At 61.5% G+C, this 17601-nt stretch carries 11 protein-coding genes; 4 read left to right on the forward strand and 7 right to left on the reverse strand.

What is annotated here, in order from left to right:
* Positions 1-158 precede the first annotated feature (158 nt).
* The 5 genes from ACT6QH_RS10650 to rpsF form a co-directional block, all read right to left on the reverse strand.
* A complete protein-coding gene (locus tag ACT6QH_RS10650; RefSeq protein ID WP_444974807.1) occupies positions 159-287 on the reverse strand; it encodes a hypothetical protein in 129 nt (42 codons plus the stop codon).
* A gap of 201 nt (positions 288-488) precedes the next feature.
* Complete coding sequence (gene rplI / locus ACT6QH_RS10655; RefSeq protein ID WP_444974808.1) at positions 489-1067, reverse strand: 50S ribosomal protein L9; 579 nt, start codon at positions 1065-1067, stop codon at positions 489-491.
* A 44-nt stretch (positions 1068-1111) separates the two neighbouring features.
* Positions 1112-2065: a YybS family protein gene (locus tag ACT6QH_RS10660; protein WP_444974809.1), complete on the reverse strand. Its 954-nt coding sequence runs from the start codon at positions 2063-2065 to the stop codon at positions 1112-1114.
* Positions 2066-2222: 157 nt separating this feature from the next.
* Positions 2223-2468, reverse strand: a complete 246-nt coding sequence (rpsR, locus tag ACT6QH_RS10665) for a 30S ribosomal protein S18 (RefSeq protein ID WP_444974810.1) — start codon at positions 2466-2468, stop codon at positions 2223-2225.
* Positions 2468-2887, reverse strand: coding sequence for a 30S ribosomal protein S6 (gene rpsF / locus ACT6QH_RS10670; protein WP_444974811.1), 420 nt, complete (start codon positions 2885-2887; stop codon positions 2468-2470). Before rpsF ends, rpsR begins: the two co-directional genes overlap by 1 nt.
* A gap of 680 nt (positions 2888-3567) precedes the next feature.
* Between rpsF and secA the strand changes: the two genes are divergently transcribed.
* Positions 3568-6348, forward strand: coding sequence for a preprotein translocase subunit SecA (secA, locus tag ACT6QH_RS10675; RefSeq protein ID WP_444974812.1), 2781 nt, complete (start codon positions 3568-3570; stop codon positions 6346-6348).
* A 215-nt stretch (positions 6349-6563) separates the two neighbouring features.
* Here the strand turns inward: secA and ACT6QH_RS10680 are convergent, their stop codons facing one another.
* Positions 6564-7694, reverse strand: coding sequence for a L,D-transpeptidase family protein (locus tag ACT6QH_RS10680; RefSeq protein WP_444974813.1), 1131 nt, complete (start codon positions 7692-7694; stop codon positions 6564-6566).
* 314 nt (positions 7695-8008) lie between these two features.
* Complete coding sequence (locus ACT6QH_RS10685) at positions 8009-8962, reverse strand: acetyl-CoA carboxylase carboxyltransferase subunit alpha (protein ID WP_444974814.1); 954 nt, start codon at positions 8960-8962, stop codon at positions 8009-8011.
* Between the two features lie 409 nt (positions 8963-9371).
* Between ACT6QH_RS10685 and ACT6QH_RS10690 the strand changes: the two genes are divergently transcribed.
* The 3 genes from ACT6QH_RS10690 (at position 9372) to ACT6QH_RS10700 (ending at position 17381) form a co-directional block, all read left to right on the forward strand.
* On the forward strand, positions 9372-10634 hold the full coding sequence (locus ACT6QH_RS10690) for an efflux RND transporter periplasmic adaptor subunit (RefSeq protein WP_444974815.1): 1263 nt from the start codon (positions 9372-9374) through the stop codon (positions 10632-10634).
* 27 nt (positions 10635-10661) lie between these two features.
* Positions 10662-13868, forward strand: coding sequence for an efflux RND transporter permease subunit (locus tag ACT6QH_RS10695; protein WP_444974816.1), 3207 nt, complete (start codon positions 10662-10664; stop codon positions 13866-13868).
* A gap of 150 nt (positions 13869-14018) precedes the next feature.
* Positions 14019-17381 (forward strand): transglutaminase family protein, encoded by a 3363-nt coding sequence (locus tag ACT6QH_RS10700; RefSeq protein WP_444974817.1) that lies wholly within the window; start codon positions 14019-14021, stop codon positions 17379-17381.
* Positions 17382-17601: the final 220 nt, after the last annotated feature.

Genomic DNA, 17601 nt, shown 5'->3' on the forward strand with positions numbered 1-17601 from the left:
GGGAGCAGGCTCAACCACAAACACTGCCATGGGCCACCACAGGGCCTGGCTCTCGTCAAAAACATTCGCCCGCGGGCCTCAAGCCAGCGGGCGAATAAAAATTCTGAAATACCCCTGCCGCGCAACATCTCTGCCGCGCAGAGCGCATGCCGGATGAATCAATCCGCCGCGCTGTTGTGCGCCGTCACAGTCGCTGGCGCATCGCCGGGCTGGCTGGCATTCAGCGCCATTCCGGTAAATGCATAGCCGAGAACCAGAGCCGCAAAAACGGCAATCCGCTTGACCATTCTTTCCCCCAACCACAATCAGTCCGGGGCATGAACCCTGTCGTATGGCAGCACAGGACACCACACAGCCGAATCCCGACCCAAGCCGCTTTTTATAGAAAGGACTCCAAACAGACGATGAACGCCGCGCCACAAAATGCGCGACGTTCTGCCGCAGAACCGCCATAACAGCCGGGAAGTCCCCCTCCCGGCTGTTCGCGATCAGATTTCGCCTTCTTCTTCCTCAAGCTCGGCCGCCACTTCGGCGCGGGCTTCGGCCAGTTCGGCTTCGATTTCGGCATCTTCGTCACGGGCGGTGCGCACGTCTTCACCACGGGCCTGACGCTCGGCCTCGTCAGCGGTACGAGCCACATTCACCGTAACAGTGACTTCGACTTCCGGATGCAGGGTCACCGGCACCACATGCAGGCCCAGAACCTTGATCGGGTGGTTCAGCACCACCTGCAAACGATCCACGGTAAAGCCTTCAGCGGTGAGGCCATCGGCGATGTCACGGGTGGAGACGGAGCCATAGAGCTGCCCGCTGTCGCCGGCCTGACGCAGCATGGTGACGATCTGGCCTTCCATCTTCTCCGCAACGGCCTGAGCCTCCTGGCGACGCTCCAGGTTCCGGGCTTCCAGCTCGATCTTCATGTTGTCGAAGCGGACGCGGTTTTCGCGGGTGGCGCGCAGGGCCTTGCCGGTGGGCAGCAGGAAGTTGCGGGCGTAACCGTCACGCACCTTCACCACATCGCCCATCTGGCCCAGCTTCGCGACGCGCTCGAGAAGGATGATTTCCATGGTTCTGTCTCCGTTTGTTCGTATGTTCAATTCAGGCTGAAAAATCAGCGGTCATTGGCGGCCGGGGGCCGCCTGTTTGTTCCAAAGCGCGCGCGCAGGTCCAGCACGGCATCCGCGCAGCCCAATCCGGCCAGAATAATGGCCGGCCAGCCGAGCAGCAGCGTGGTCCCCCACACAACACCCAGAATGATGAAACGCGGCCCCATGCCCATGGTGATGGCGTGGACCACGGAAAACCCGGCCAGCATGAAAGCCAGCGCCAGCGTGGCCACCGCCACCGAAGCGCACAGCCCGACCATGCCCGGTACCATGGACAGCACCGCAACAGCGGCCAGGGATGGCAGGGCGTAGCCCGGCAGGCGCAGCGCTGCCAGCGAGGGCCAGGGCCTGTTCAGCCGGCCGGAAACCAGCGCCGCACGCCCGGCCAGATACAGACACACCAGCAGGGAAAGCATGCTGGCGACACCGGCCATGGGCGGCAGGACAAGAGCGACGAGATTCGCTGTTTCCACGATCTCCTGCTCCGGCGGCGCATTGGCCCGGCTTGTCGCCAGAGCGTCCACCAGATTGACGACCGTCGTGCGATAACTCTCATGATCCGCACCGGACATGCTCAAAATGGCGATGATGACGCCGATCGTGGCGAAAAGAGCGGACAGAAAAACAAGCCCGCCGACCGGGAACCAGAGCAGGCCATTTTCACCGGCAGGTTCCGCCCGCGCCAGAAGAGCCGCATAGGAAAGCCCCACGGCGGGCAAGCCCATGCCGACCACATAGGCCATGAGAAATGTACTGTCGAAGGAAAAGCCGAGCCCGATGGCCGCGAACAGGGCCGCCAGAAGGGCGGCCAGCGGCGAAAAGGCTACGCCCGCCACCATAACCGGCATGGGCGCGAGATAGAACAGCGGCACAGCCAGCACCGAGCCTGCCGCGACACCGGCGGCAAGAAGGGCTGAAGCTGCCCCGGCCAGAAGGGCTATGAAAAGAAGCAGAAGCATCTGAACAAGCTGTCCCGCGCGGTTCGCGGTTAGAGGCGGTTCACCCCAACTGACGCCCCGGACGATACCGCGGCGCATCTCTCACATCAGCCCATCACCGGATGAGCCGGACGCCACGGCCCCGAAAGCTGAAAGCATCGGGGCCGGGCAAATCGGATCAGTGGATCACGAACGGCAGCAGGCCGAGGAAGCGGGCGCGCTTGATGGCCTGGGCCAGTTCACGCTGCTTCTTGGCGGACACCGCAGTGATACGGGACGGAACGATCTTGCCGCGCTCGGAAATGTAGCGCTGAAGCAGACGCACGTCCTTGTAATCAATCTTCGGAGCATTCGCGCCGGAGAAGGGGCAGGTCTTGCGACGACGGAAGAACGGACGACGGGCGCCGGAGGGAGCGAATGCCATCACTTGTCTCCTTCGTTCTGCTGGGCAGAGTTGGCGTTGGACTCGGCCTGACGCGGGCCGCGACGCGGACGATCGCCGAAGCCGCGGTCATCGCGCTCACGCTTCTGCAGCATGGCGGAGGGGCCCTCTTCGAGAGCCTCCATGCGCAGGGTGAGGGCGCGCAGCACGTCTTCGTCGATACGCTGCTGACGCTCCAGCTCCTGCACCGCAGCCGCAGGGGCGTCGATGTTCATGAGCGTGAAGTGCGCCTTGCGGTTCTTGTTGATGCGATAGGTCAGGGACTTCACGCCCCAATACTCGGTCTTGCCGACCGAGCCGCCATTCGCCTCGATGATACCCTTGAACCGGGTGGTGAGTTCCTCGACCTGCTGCGCGGACACGTCCTGACGCGCGAGGAACACGTGCTCATAGAGCGCCATGTTTCTTTGCCTTTCGTTTCACCCCATTACACCGGCGCCGAGCCCTTCTTGCCTTTTCCGAAAGGCGCGAAGCGCGGAAGGCGGAGACACGGGACGCCGGGCCTGAGGCCCTGCCCTGTACAGCGCACCAATCCACTCAAGGATTCATGCGGCAATACAAAGCCGTCCGTTCAGCCCCCGGCCGGGTGCAACGGGAGCGGGGCATATAGCACGTTTGCCGACGAAAGCAAGTTCCACGCACGAATACAGCAGACAACCTCGCACGGCTTGCACGCGTGCCCTTCACGCGCGGCCTCACGCGGGAACGAGCCCATAAAGGCGGGCAAACGGCATTTTCAGGCACATTTCCCCGCCTCCGTCACATTGACATTGCGCGGGGCGGTTCATAAGTCTCCGCATGTTGCGTACACAGGGTGGAGACGCGCGCCGGCATGCTTCAGGCCGGCCCGTGCATATGAGCGGGCAGCGGAATCATCAAGGAAAATGCGCGCTCTGCGCTTTCTCCTGACGGGCCTTTCGCCCGGTGGCGCGCAACGGGATGAAGGCCATCTCACACGCAGACGGCGTTCGGACTTGCTGACGCCGCATTGCGGGTGTCGATAGGCACGCACATTGCCTGAAGGAGCCGGCGGCGCAGCCTCGCTCTCCCGAAGGCCTGACGGATCGGAACAGAGATTACCATGCTTGGTGGACTTGCCCGCAAGCTCTTCGGCTCGGCGAATGATCGCCGGGTGAAAGGGTATCGCTCCCGCGTTCAGGCGATCAACGCGCTGGAAAAGGAGCTGCAACCCCTTTCCGACGAGGCGCTGCGCGCCCGCACTGAGGATTTCCGCCGCCAGATCGCGGAAGGCGCCAGCCTGGACAGCCTGCTGGTGCCGGCTTTTGCCACCGTGCGCGAGGCTTCGCGACGCGCGCTGGGCATGCGCCCCTTCGATGTGCAGCTCATTGGCGGCATGGTGATTCATGAAGGCGCCATCGCCGAAATGAAGACCGGCGAAGGCAAGACGCTGGTGGCCACCCTGCCCGTCTACCTCAATGCGCTCGCCGGCAAGGGCGTGCATGTGGTGACGGTGAACGATTACCTGGCCCGGCGCGATGCCGAGACCATGAGCGTGCTCTATGGCTTCCTCGGCCTCACCACCGGCATCATCGTGCATGGCATGGATGATGAGGAACGCCGCCAAGCCTATGCCTGCGACATTACCTACGCCACCAATAACGAGCTGGGCTTCGATTATCTGCGCGATAACATGAAGTATGAGCGCGCGCACATGGTGCAGCGCCCCCATGCCTTCGCCATCGTCGATGAGGTGGACTCCATCCTCATTGATGAGGCCCGCACGCCGCTCATCATCTCCGGCCCGCTCGACGACCGCTCCGAGTTCTACAACACCATCGACGCCTATATTCCAAGACTCGACAAGTCGGATTACGAGGTCGATGAAAAACAGCGCGCCGTGACCATGACCGAAGCCGGCATGGAAAAGATGGAGCAAATGCTCTCGGAAGCCGAGCTGCTGAAATCCGAAAGCTTGTATGACATCGAGAATGTGTCTGTCGTTCACCATGTGAACCAGGCCCTGCGCGCCCACGCCCTGTTCCAGCGCGACAAGGACTATATCGTCCGCAATGGTGAAGTCGTCATCATCGACGAGTTCACCGGCCGCATGATGCCGGGCCGGCGCTATTCCGAAGGGCTGCATCAGGCACTGGAAGCCAAGGAGCATGTGAAGGTTCAGCCCGAGAACCAGACTCTGGCCTCCATCACCTTCCAGAATTATTTCCGCCTCTATGAGAAGCTGGCCGGCATGACCGGCACCGCCGATACCGAGGCCGCCGAATTCGCCGATATCTACAAGCTGGACGTGGTGGCCATTCCCACCAATGTGCCGGTGGCCCGTATTGACGATGACGACGAGGTTTATCGCACCGCCGGCGAGAAATATAACGCCATCATTGATCTCATCCGGGAATGCGAGGAGCGCGGCCAGCCGATTCTCGTCGGCACCACCTCCATTGAGAAATCCGAGATTCTGGCGGAGCTGCTCAAGAAGGCCGGCTTCAAACAGAAGGACTTTTCCGACCCGGAAGCCTTCACCGGCCGCAAGCGGATAGCCAAGAGCTTCGCCGTGCTGAATGCCCGTTATCACGAGCAGGAAGCCTTCATCGTCTCGCAAGCCGGTGTGCCGGGCGCGGTCACCATCGCCACCAACATGGCCGGCCGCGGAACGGACATCAAGCTGGGCGGCTCCGCTGAAATGCGCATCACCGTCGAGCTGAAGGATATGCCGGAAGGCGCTGAACGCGAGGCTGCCGAAGCCCGCATCCATGAGGAAGTGGAAGCGCTGAAACAGGAGGCGCTCAAAGCCGGTGGCCTCTATGTCATCGGCACCGAGCGCCATGAAAGCCGCCGCATCGACAACCAGTTGCGCGGCCGCTCCGGCCGTCAGGGCGATCCGGGGCACTCCAAATTCTTCCTCTCGCTCGATGATGACCTGATGCGCATCTTCGGCTCCGACCGTCTGGATGGCATGCTGCAAAAGCTGGGCCTGAAGGAAGGCGAAGCCATCATCCACCCCTGGATCAACCGGGCGCTGGCCAAGGCCCAGCAGAAGGTGGAAGCGCGCAACTACGACATGCGCAAGAACGTTCTGAAATATGATGACGTTCTGAACGACCAGCGCAAGGTGGTATTCGAGCAGCGCCTAGAACTCATGAATGATGAGGATATCGCCGAGACCGTGGTGGATATGCGCCACGCTCTGGTGAACGATATCGTCCTCAAATTCATTCCCGAAAACGCCTATCCCGAACAGTGGGATACGGAGGGCCTGCATGAGGCCCTGCTTCAGGGCCTGAACCTGGATCTGCCGGTGCAGGAATGGGCGCAGGAAGAGGGCATTGCCGGGCCCGAGGTGACAGAACGCATTCTCCAGAAGGCCGATGAGCACATGGCCGCCAAAGCCGCCCATTACGGGCCGGAACTGATGCGCTATGTGGAAAAATCCATCCTGCTCCAGACGCTGGATCATCTCTGGCGCGAGCATATCGCCATGCTGGATCATCTGCGCCAGGTGGTGGGGCTGCGCGGCTATGCCCAGCGTGATCCGCTGAACGAGTACAAGAGCGAGGCGTTCAATCTCTTCTCTGCCCTGCTCAACAATCTGCGTGAAGTGGTGACAAGCCAACTCATGCGGGTGGAAATCGTCACCGAGCCGCCGCCCATGATGGAACCGCCCATGATGGAAGCTCATCATGCCGATGCGATCACGGGCGAGGATGAAATGTCCATGGCCGGCGCGGCGCTCAGCTCCCGGCCGGACCCGATGCTGACAGGGGAAGTGCCCGCTGAGGAGCGTGATCCCAACAATCCTGAAAGCTGGGGCCGGGTGGGGCGCAACGAGTTGTGCCCGTGCGGTTCCGGCAAGAAATACAAGCACTGCCACGGCAGCCTGAACTGAGGGCGGCCACCACCAGATACGTTAAAATCACCCGGCCCCGTGCCGGGTGGTTTTTTTGTGCCTCTCCCCAACGGCCTCATAACCAGAAGAGATGACCAAACAAAAGGCCGGCCTCCAACGGGGCCGGCCTTCAACAAGGGCGTCACAAATCTGGAATCAGGCCCGCTCCACCTGATGAGCGCCGGCTATCCCGGCTGGTATCTGGCAGCGTCCGCCTATTGCGAAACGCTTCCGGTTTCCAGCGATGCGGGGGCAGCAGCTGCCGTACGTTCAGCCTCTGATGGCGGGCCAGACATGGGCGGAACCGGCTCGCTCAGCAGCGCCTCCATTCCACCGGGCGGGTTCACCACTTCCGGCACGGTTCCCGGCGCGGTGGGCGCAAAGGCGAAGCTGCCCTGCCCTTCCCGGCGCTTGATTTCAGCCTGAAACACAGGATGCATGCCACCATCCTTGCCCGTGCGCACCGGTGCGACTGGCGCATTACCGCTCAGCGCTGTTACGCGGGCATTGTCCTGTCTTGCCTTGCCGGCCACAGCCGAGGCGATAACCGGCGGCACCTGATAGCTGGGGCAAGGCGCGGCAGCATCAAACCGCCCCCCTGCGGACTGGGCGTCGAAAACATATTTGTAGCCGCACATATCCACCTTCGGCACCTGCCGGGTCACGGCGAAGTGGTCATACCCTTCCTTCAGATTTTTCCAGAATGGCATGTTGGGATTCTTGCGATGGCGGGCCAGATTTTTCGGCGTCATGCGGAACGGATAAGCCTGCACCTGAAAGGCGCGCTGCCCGCCGGCAAAGCTCTCTCGCGCCAGAGAAAAGATTTCGGAGATCTGCTCATCGGTCATGGCGTAGCAACCGGCGGACGAACAATCCCCATGCACCATGAGGAACTCGCCGGTGCGCCCCAGCGCCTTGTCATAGGCATTGGGGAAGCCGAGATTGAAGGACAGATAATAGCTGGAGCGCGGGTTCATCTGTCCGGGCGTGATGGTGTAGAAGCCTTCCGGCGCCTGACGATCACCGATTTTCTTCTTCGGCCCCAATTCGCCCGACCAACGGCAGATTGGATAGGTCTTCAGCCGCGCATAAGTGCCATCCGCCGTCTGCTTCCACACCTCCAGTTCGGATTCTTCCTTGAAGATCTGCACCAGAATGGGGCTGGCCGGGGCCATATCCTTCTGCGCCAGCAGAGAAAGCATCTGCGGAGAGAGCGGCTTGTTGGCCTTGCGGGAGGCAGAATCGGTCTGATTACAGGCGGCAAGGGCCAGCGCAGCCACACCCGCCAGCGCCACAAGACGCAGACGTGATGTGAATGTCTTCGGACGGCTCAACGCGAAACTCATCAATGCCGACTCCTGCTCAGCCCCACACGCGCACCCCTTCGGGCCGGATACCCATTCACCCTATTTTCCGCCACCGGACTTGACGAAGCGTTACCATTCGCAAGCCCTGCCGCGAACCGCGAGGCTCTGATGCCTTACGGCTTTACAGGCCAGCAAAGAGAGGGACGAAATACGGCCAAGATGAGATAAGCCGCCCGCTTTTTTGGCTCATATGGTTACCGCGCCGGGCCACCCGCTGGTGCCCCAAAGGTGGCAGATATGAAAACGGCGCCCTGTCTGGCGCCGCAATCACATCAGAAAGGCTGGCCCTGGCCTCAAAGCTTGCGGCCAATGGCGAGAAACTTCTCACGCCGGGCTTTGCGCAGGCTCTGGCCATCCTGCCCGGCCAGGCTTTCCAGAGATGCCTGAATGGCATCACCCACCGCTTCCACCGCCGCATGCGGATCGCGATGCGCGCCGCCCATGGGCTCCTTCACGATAGAATCAATCACGCCGAACCTCAGCAGGTCCTGCGCGGTGATCTTCATGTTGGTGGCCGCTTCCTGCGCCTTGGACGTGTCGCGCCACAGGATCGAGGCCGCCCCTTCCGGCGAGATGACCGAATAGATGGAATGCTCCATCATCAGCACCTTGTTGGCCGTGGCCAGCGCAATCGCGCCACCGGAGCCACCCTCGCCGATGATGACCGCCACATTCGGCACGCTCAGCCCCAGACAGACATCGGTGGACCGGGCGATGGCCTCGGCCTGCCCGCGCTCTTCCGCGCCAATGCCGGGATAGGCACCAGCCGTATCGACCAGCGAAATCACCGGCAGCTCGAAACGGTCCGCCAGTTCCATGATGCGCACGGCCTTGCGGTAGCCTTCAGGCCGGGCCATGCCGAAATTGTGCTTGATGCGGGTTTCCGTGGTGGAGCCCTTTTCGTGGCCCAGCACACAGACCGCCTCGCCACGAAAGCGGGCGAAACCACCAATGATGGCCTCATCCTCACCAAACTTGCGGTCACCCGCCAGCGGGGTGAAATCCTCAAAAAGGCCCTTCGCGAAAACCTCGAAATGCGGCCGCAGGGGATGGCGGGCCACCAGGGTCTTCTGCCAGGGCGTCAGATTGGCATAGAGGCTGGCGAGAGCATCGCGGGCCTTGGCTTCCAGGCGCTGGACTTCATCGCCAATCGCGACACCGTCACCGGAAGCGGAAAGGTTACGCAATTCCTCGACCTTGGCCTCGAGTTCGGCAACCGGCTTCTCGAAGTCCAGATAGCTGCGCATGCTTGTCCGTAAAAGTTGAACAGGGCGCACAAACGCCCTTCATATCAAGTGCCCGGAAGCTGCCCCCACACTGCCCTCAAGTCAAGGCCGGTGCACATCAACCCCTCGGGAGGGCGCGCATCCCCTGTATGCACGCCCTTTGCAAAGCCCTGCCTGTACGTCAGCCAAAGCCTGTTAACACTGGCAATTCTCATTTTGCGTCATCCACTGTGGCACAGACTCTTCTACCTGCCATTTTATCGCCCAACTCAACCTATGCTGCCTCTTCGCGCATAGACTCACCCCGGCTGCGTCCTTACAATTCGCGCAATGCAGCTTGAGGGCCGAGGGGCAACGAATGACACGGTTTGAAGGGGTTAAAGAGGGTCTCCGCCAAATCGGCGCGGCAGGTGCGGCCGGAGCCAGGCATGTGCGATGGGCCGCCCTTGCAGCCACCACCCTTCTTGTTGCAGCCTGCGGCGAGGAGAAAAACACTTATGTCCCGCCCCCGCCCCCGGAAGTAACGGTGGCCCCGGTGCTGAACCAGCCCGTGACCCGCTTTCTGGAATTTACCGGCAATACAGCGTCCATCAATGAGGTGGATCTGAACGCCCGTGTGCAGGGCTATCTGCGCTCCATCAACTATACCGATGGCCAGGCGGTGAAGAAGGGCACGGTGCTTTTCGTCATCGAGCAGGACAATTACAAGGCCAATGTGGAACAGGCCAAGGCCACGCTGGATGCCGCCCAGGCCCAGCAGGTGCAGGCCGAAGCCGAATTCAACCGGCAGAACCAGCTCGCCGCAAAAGACTTTGCCTCCCAGGCCGTGCTGGATGTGGCGCGCGCCAAGCGCGACGCGGCCATCGCCAATGTTGAAAATGCCAAAGCCTCGCTTGAGCTGTCGCAGATTCAGCTGGGCTATACGGAAGTGACCGCCCCGTTTGATGGCGTCGTCTCCGCCCATCTTCAGGATGTTGGCGCACTTGTGGGCTATGATGGCCCCACCAAGCTGGCCTCCATCGTGCAGCTGGACCCGATCTATGTCTGGTTCACCGTGAATGAACAGCAGGCCCTGCGCCTTCAGGAAGGGATGCAGCAGGCCGGCTCCGCCCTCTCCACCCTGCGCAAGGACCCCTCCATCGTGCCAGTCGAGATCGGGATGCAGACGGATCAGGGTTTCCCCTATTCCGGCCATCTGGATTACATCGCCCCGCAGATCGACCCCAATCTGGGCACACTGTCCATGCGCGGCCTGTTCGCCAACAAGAACATGCAGCTGCTTCCGGGCCTGTTCACCCGCGTGCGTGTGCCGCTTGGCAAGCCGACGGATACAATCCTGATTCCAGAAAGCGCCCTCAGTTCCAACCAGCAGGGCTTCTATGTGCTTTCCGTGAATGCGGAGAATGTCGTCGCCCAGACCTATGTCACCCTTGGCCAGTTGCAGCCTGATGGCCTGCGCGCCCTTGAAGGCGGCCTGAAAGCGGGCGACAGAATCATCATTGGCGGCCTGCAAAGGGCCGTGCCCGGCTCCAAGGTGACCCCGAAGGATAGCGTCATCAAGGGCGTGGAAGTCAAGAAAGCTCCGGCCGAAAAGACAATCACCATTGATGAGGCCGCATCTGCCGGCAAGCCCGCCGCCGACGCCCCGGCAGCGACGCCATCTTCGCCGGACGCCTCTGCGTCACAGAACTGACCGTCCCTCGAACGACAGGTAGCGGCCATGATTTCCCGCTTTTTCATCGAGCGACCGGTTCTCTCAAACGTTTTGGCCCTGGTCATCGTTCTGATTGGCCTGGTTTCGCTGATCCGTCTTCCGGTGGCCCAGTATCCCAATGTGGTGCCCCCAACCGTCTCCGTCACCACCTCCTATCCCGGAGCCTCGGCCACGACGATGGTCAACACCGTAGCCCTGCCGATCGAGCAGCAGGTGAACGGCGTGGAGGGCATGCTCTACATGCAGTCCTGGTCGGCGTCGGATGGCTCCTACACGCTGGTGGTGACCTTCGCCATCGGCACCGATCCGAACATGGCGCAAGTGCTGGTGCAGAACCGCGTGTCCATCGCCCTGGCCTCCCTGCCGCAAGCCGTGCAGGTGCAGGGCGTAACGGTGTTGCAGAAGGGCACATCCATTCTGGAATTCGTGTCGCTGACCTCGCCGGACAACCGCTTCGACAGCCTGTTCCTGAACAATTACGCCGTCATCAACATCCAGAATGAGCTGGCCCGTATTGAAGGCGTCGGCAATGTCATGGTGTTCGGCGCCGGTTCCTACGCCATGCGCGTGTGGATGGACCCCAACAAGATGCAGGCTGTGGGGCTGACCCCGCAGGATGTCATCAGCGCCATCAAGAACCAGAGCCAGGAAGTGACCGCCGGCCAGCTTGGCATTCCACCCGCCCCGGAAACAGCGAGCTTCCAGTATACGCTGAACATCAAGGGCCGGCTGAATGATGTGGCCGATTACGAGAATATCATCGTCAAGGTCGATAATGAAAATGGCGGCCGCATCGTCCGGGTGCGGGATGTCGCGCGGGTGGAGCTTGGCTCCCAGAGCTATTCACGCAGCTTCACCCAGATGAACAAGCCAGCGGCAGGCATCGGCCTCTACCTGCTGCCCGACGCCAATGCGCTGGATACAGCCGCACGGGTGAAGGCCAAGATGGAAGAGCTCTCCAAGAGCTTCCCCGAGGGCCTGGAATACAGCATCCCGTTCGACACCACGCTGTTCGTCACCGCCTCGGTCAACGAGGTCTATCACACCCTGTTTGAAGCCGCGATTCTGGTGCTGATCGTCATCATGCTGTTCCTCCAGGACTGGAGGGCCATGCTGGTGCCGGCCACCACCGTGCCCGTGACCATTATTGGCGCGTTCGCCGCCATGGACGCCATGGGGTTCACGGTCAACATCTCCACCCTGTTCGCCATCATTCTGGCCATCGGCATCGTGGTGGATGACGCCATCGTCATCGTGGAGGGCGTCTCCCGCCATGTCGAGGAAGGCATGCCACGACGCGCCGCCGCCGAGAAGGCGATGGATGAGTTGTTTGGCCCCGTTATCGGTATCACCCTGGTGCTGATGTCGGTGTTTCTACCCGCCGCCTTCATTCCGGGGCTGACAGGTGAGATGTTCCGCCAGTTCGCGCTGGTCATCGCCTCCACGGCGCTGATTTCCGCGGTGAACGCCATCACGCTGAAGCCCACACAGTGCGCCCTGTGGCTGCGCCCCCCCGTGCCGATGGAGAAGCGCAACATCATCTTCCGCGCCTTCAACGCCGGCTATGGCGCCGCCGAGCGCTGGTATGTACGCCTTGTGACCCACATGGTGAACCATGCCAAGCTGATGGTGCTTGTGGCCATCGCGATGATGGGCCTTTCCGTCTATGGCCTGACACGCGTGCCCACATCCTTCCTGCCCATCGAGGATCAGGGCTATGTGCTGATTGCAGCACAGTTGCCGGATGGCGCCAATCTCCAGCGCACGGAAGACGTGATCGCCCAGGTCACGGATATCGCCAAGGATGTGCCGGGGGTTGAAGTCGTGTTTGGCATCAGCGGCATTTCCGCGCTGGATAACAGCGCAACCCTGGCCAATGCCGGCGTGGTTTATGTCACGCTCAAACCATGGGATGAGCGCTATGCCACAACGGGACAGGGCCTTCGGGATATCTATGAAAACCTGAACAAGGCGCTACAGGTCGTTGAGAATGCCTCAACCTCGGTGCTGGTGCCGCCGGCCATTCAGGGCATCGGCAATGCCTCCGGCTTCACCATGCAGCCGCAGCTGCTCAACGGCAATTTTGATTATGGCCTGCTGTCACAGCTGACGGATTCAATCGTCGAGAAGGCGAACTCCCAGTCCTCTCTCCAGCATGTCTTCAGCTCCTTCCGTGCCGGAGCGCCACAGATTGATGTGGAGATCAACCGCACCATGGCGGAAACGCTGGGCGTGACGGTGGATCAGGTGTTCAGCACCATCTCCTCCTATCTGGGTTCGACTTACGTCACGCAGATCAACAAATACGGCAATGTGTTCCAGGTTTATGTTCAGGCGGAACCCCAGTTCCGTGTGACGCCGACCGACCTCATGGCCCTGAAGGTGCGCACGCCCGGCGGCACCATGGTGCCCCTTGGCAGCATGATTGATGTGCGCTTCGTACAGGGCCCGCCCCTGATCTCGCTGTACAATCTCTACCCCTCCTCCACGGTCATGGGCGGCCCGGCTCCCGGCTTCTCCTCCGGTCAGGCCATGGATCTGATGACGCAGATTGCCGATGCAACCCTGCCACCGGGCTCCAGCTTCGAGTGGTCGGCCATGTCCTATCAGGAAAAGATTGTCGGCAATCAGATCTACTATGTCTTCGCGCTGGCGATCCTTCTGGTCTACTTCGTTTTGGCGGGCCAGTATGAGAGCTGGATTCTGCCGCTGGCCGTCATTCTGGCGGTGCCGCTGGCGTTGCTGGGCACGGTGGTTGCGCTGCTGCTGCTGCAAAGCTCCGGCCTGTCCAACAATCTCTATACGCAGATCGGCCTTGTGCTGCTGATCGCGCTGGCGGCCAAGAACGCGATTCTCATCGTGGAATATGCGATTGAACAACATGAGCTCGGCAAACCGATACCAGAGGCGGCGGAAGAGGCTTCAAGGCTCCGTTTCCGCCCCATTCTGATGACATCCTTTGCCTTCATTCTCGGCATGTTGCCGCTGGTCTTCGCCACCGGCGCGGGGGCTTCATCGCAAATCTCCATCGGCGTCACGGTGGTGTCCGGCATGCTGGCCTCCACCTGCCTTGCGGTTCTGTTTGTGCCGTCTTTCTACACGGTGCTTCAGGAGCTGGATAACCGCCTGAGAAACAAAGACGACGAGCCTCCGCACATGGCCTCCGAAGGCGAGGCGACCCCGGTGTCGCCATCCTCTCCGGCCTCGGCCTGACCCGCGACGGTTCAATCAGAACAGGCGGGCTTTGCTCATCATTTGGGCAGAGCCCGCCTGAAAGACGTACTTCCGGCCCGGCTTCAGCTTGTTTACCTTCGAGACATCAGACTTGGGCCGCAGATGCAGCCCGAAGGATGGGGTGTCTGAATGTCGATCCTCGCCAGCCTGCGTCATATCACGCGATACAGCTATCCACGTCCGGTTTCCCTCGGCCCGCAGACTATTCGTCTGCGCCCGGCACCACACAGCCGCACCGAAATTCCGGCCTATGCGCTGAAGATCCGTCCCTCCGAACATTTCATCAACTGGCAGCAGGACCCGTTCGGGAACTGGCTGGCCCGGATCGTGTTTCCCGAGAAAGTTGAAGCGTTCGAGATTGATGTCGATTTGCTCGCGAAGCTTGATGTCATCAATCCGTTCGATTTCTTCGTCGAGGATTATGCCGAGCATTTCCCCTTCACCTATGCGCCGGAACTGAAGGCCGAGCTTGCCCCCTATCTGGAACTGGAGAAGGAAGGTCCGCTCTTCCACGCATTTCTCGCCTCCATTCCGCGGGACAAGACCCGCATCGTTGATTTTCTCGTGGCGCTGAACCAGCGTCTCCAGGAGGAAATCGGCTATGTCATTCGCATGGAACCGGGCGTGCAAACGCCGGACCAGACCCTTGAGAAACATCTCGGCTCCTGCCGCGACACCGGCTGGCTGCTGGTGCAGCTGCTGCGCCATCTGGGCCTCGCCGCGCGGTTCACATCCGGCTATCTCATCCAGCTCAAGCCCGATGTGGAAGCACTGGATGGCCCCTCCGGCACGGATGTCGATTTCTGCGATCTGCACGCCTGGTGCGAGGTGTTCGTGCCCGGCGCCGGCTGGATCGGGCTGGACCCGACCTCCGGCCTGCTATGCGGGGAAGGCCATATTCCGCTGGCCTCCACACCGCATTATCGCTCGGCGGCCCCCATCTCCGGCTATCTCAACGAGAAGGCCGAGGTGGAGTTCGATTTCCAGATGGAAGTCGCCCGCGTCGCCGAAGCGCCTCGCGTCACCTATCCCTTCTCGGATGAGACCTGGAACGCGCTGGATGAGCTGGGCCGCAAGGTGGATGAAGATCTCATCGCGGCCGATGTGCGCCTGACCATGGGCGGCGAACCCACCTTCGTCTCCATTGATGATTATCAGGCAGATGAGTGGAACACCGAGGCCATGGGCCCGCACAAGCGCGAGCGGGCGGATGACCTGATCCGCCGCCTGCGCAAGCGCTTCTCCACCGAGGGCGTGCTCCATTATGGCCAGGGCAAGTGGTATCCCGGCGAGACCCTGCCGCGCTGGTCGTTCGACCTGTTCTGGCGCAAGGATGGCCAGCCCATGTGGCAGCGCGAGGATCTTATCGCGCTGGAAAACGTGAACTACGGGGCCACTGCGGCCGACGCCGCGCGCTTCTGCACCGCAGTGGCCGAAAAACTGGAGGTCGGCAGCCAGTTTGTTCAGCCCGCATACGAGGACAATATCTACTATATGTGGAAGGAGCAGAGCCTTCCCGAGAATATCGCGCCGGGCGACAAGCGCATGGCCGATCAGGTCGAGCGACGCATGCTGGCGCGCACCTTCAATCAGGGGCTGGGCACACCCACCGGTTCGGTGCTGCCACTGCGCCGGGTGTGGACGCCAGAAGGCTCTGTGTGGCGCTCCGAAGCATGGAGCTATCGGCGTGAATTCCTCTTCCTCATCCCCGGCGAGAGCCCCATGGGCTATCGTCTGCCGCTGGAATCCCTCGCCTATCTCGCACCGACGCGTTACCCCTTCACCGAGCAGATGGACACGTTCGAGCCGCGTGGCCCGCTGCCGGATGCGGATGCGCTGGCCGAGCGTTATCGCGCCAGCGAACCGGCCCGCCAAAACCTCGCGCCACGCCGGGATGCCTATAGTGTGGGTGATCGCGCCCAGACCATGGCAAAAGACTATCTTCAGCACAACGATCAGCAGATAGACGCCACCGAGACCCGCACCGCCCTGTGCGTGGAACCACGCAATGGCCGGCTGTGCGTCTTCCTGCCCCCGGTGGAAACGCTGGAGGATTATGTGGATCTCATCGCCGCCATCGAGCAGGTGGCGATTGAGCAGAACATGCCTCTCCATCTGGAAGGCTATCCGCCGCCCTTCGATTACCGCCTCAACCTGATCCGCATTGCGCCCGATCCGGGTGTGCTGGAAGTGAATGTGCACCCTTCCAGCACATGGGAAGGCTGCGTGAACATCTCTCGCATTCTCTATGAGGAAGCGCGCCTGGCCCGGCTGGGCACCGAGAAGTTCATGGTGGATGGTCGCCACAGCGGCACCGGCGGTGGAAACCATGTAGTGGTGGGCGGCAGCACTCCGGCCGACAGCCCCTTTCTGCGGCGGCCGGATCTGCTGAAGAGCCTGCTGCTCTACTGGCAGCGCCACCCTTCGCTCTCCTACATGTTCTCCGGCCTGTTCATCGGCCCCACCTCACAGCATCCGCGCATTGATGAAGCCCGCCATGACAGCCTCTATGAGCTGGAAATCGCGCTGGGCATGATCCAGCCGCCCGGCGGTGCCTATACGCCGCCATGGCAGGTGGACCGCATGTTGCGCAATCTGCTGGTGGATGTGACGGGCAACACTCACCGCACGGAAATCTCCATCGACAAGCTCTATTCACCGGATGGCCCCACGGGCCGGCTGGGGCTGGTGGAGTTCCGCTGCTTCGAGATGCCGCCAGACTGGCGCATGAGCCTGGCCCAGCAGCTTCTGTTGCGCGCGCTCATCGTGCGGCTGTGGAACAACCCGGTGGAGGGCGATTGTTGCCGCTGGGGCACCACGCTGAATGACCGTTTCATGCTGCCGCACTATGTGTGGGCGGATTTCATGGATGTGCTCGAGGATCTGGGTGATGCGGGCTATGCCTTCGATCCCGAATGGTTCAAGGCGCAGTATGAGTTCCGCTTCCCCGCCTTCGGCAAGGTGCAGCATGCCGGGGTGGACCTTGAAATCCGTCAGGCGCTGGAATGCTGGAACGTGCTGGGCGAAGAAGGCGTGACAGGCGGCACCGCCCGTTATGTGGATTCCTCTGTCGAGCGGCTTCAGGTGAAGGTGGAAGGCTTCAACCCGGCCCGTCATATCGTCACCTGCAACGGGCGGGAGGTGCCGGTAGCTCCCACCGGGCGCAATGGCACGTTTGTGGCTGGCGTGCGCTACAAGGCCTGGCAACCCTGGTCCGGCCTGCACCCTAGCATTCCGGTCCACACGCCGCTGGTGTTTGATATTGTTGATGGCTGGAGCCAGCGCTCACGCGGGGGCTGCGTCTATCATGTGTCTCATCCCGGCGGACGCAGCTATGATACTTTCCCGGTGAATTCCTATGAGGCCGAGGCCCGCCGCCTTGCCCGCTTCCAGGATTACGGGCACACGCCGGGGCCGATGAATGTGGTGCGCGAGCATGGGCCAGACGAATTCCCCACCACGCTGGACCTGCGCCGCGGGGTTGGGCAGTAGGCCGGCGGCGACACCGCTCCATACATTCATGGGGTCACGCAACATATGAGATCATGACCAGATCATGGGATGAGGAGGGCTACCCGGCACCAACGGGTAGCCCTTCTCCTTTTAGCGGGCCTTTTTTCAGGCCGCATGCCCGCCACCGCCTATTCAACATTCAAATTTTGATATTATTTGTATTTACAAATTTTACATGACATGACGGGATAAAACGGGC

It is taken from the genome of Haloleucobacter albus, from assembly GCF_052492075.1.

Bases quoted from the DNA above. Each gene is read 5' to 3' on its own strand.
- ACT6QH_RS10650 (WP_444974807.1), bottom strand. From the start codon at position 287: ATGGTCAAGCGGATTGCCGTTTTTGCGGCTCTGGTTCTCGGCTATGCA.
- rplI (WP_444974808.1), bottom strand. From the start codon at position 1,067: ATGGAAATCATCCTTCTCGAGCGCGTCGCGAAGCTGGGCCAGATGGGC.
- ACT6QH_RS10660 (WP_444974809.1), bottom strand. From the start codon at position 2,065: ATGCTTCTGCTTCTTTTCATAGCCCTTCTGGCCGGGGCAGCTTCAGCC.
- rpsR (WP_444974810.1), bottom strand. From the start codon at position 2,468: ATGGCATTCGCTCCCTCCGGCGCCCGTCGTCCGTTCTTCCGTCGTCGC.
- rpsF (WP_444974811.1), bottom strand. From the start codon at position 2,887: ATGGCGCTCTATGAGCACGTGTTCCTCGCGCGTCAGGACGTGTCCGCG.
- secA (WP_444974812.1), top strand. From the start codon at position 3,568: ATGCTTGGTGGACTTGCCCGCAAGCTCTTCGGCTCGGCGAATGATCGC.
- ACT6QH_RS10680 (WP_444974813.1), bottom strand. From the start codon at position 7,694: ATGAGTTTCGCGTTGAGCCGTCCGAAGACATTCACATCACGTCTGCGT.
- ACT6QH_RS10685 (WP_444974814.1), bottom strand. From the start codon at position 8,962: ATGCGCAGCTATCTGGACTTCGAGAAGCCGGTTGCCGAACTCGAGGCC.
- ACT6QH_RS10695 (WP_444974816.1), top strand. From the start codon at position 10,662: ATGATTTCCCGCTTTTTCATCGAGCGACCGGTTCTCTCAAACGTTTTG.
- ACT6QH_RS10700 (WP_444974817.1), top strand. From the start codon at position 14,019: ATGTCGATCCTCGCCAGCCTGCGTCATATCACGCGATACAGCTATCCA.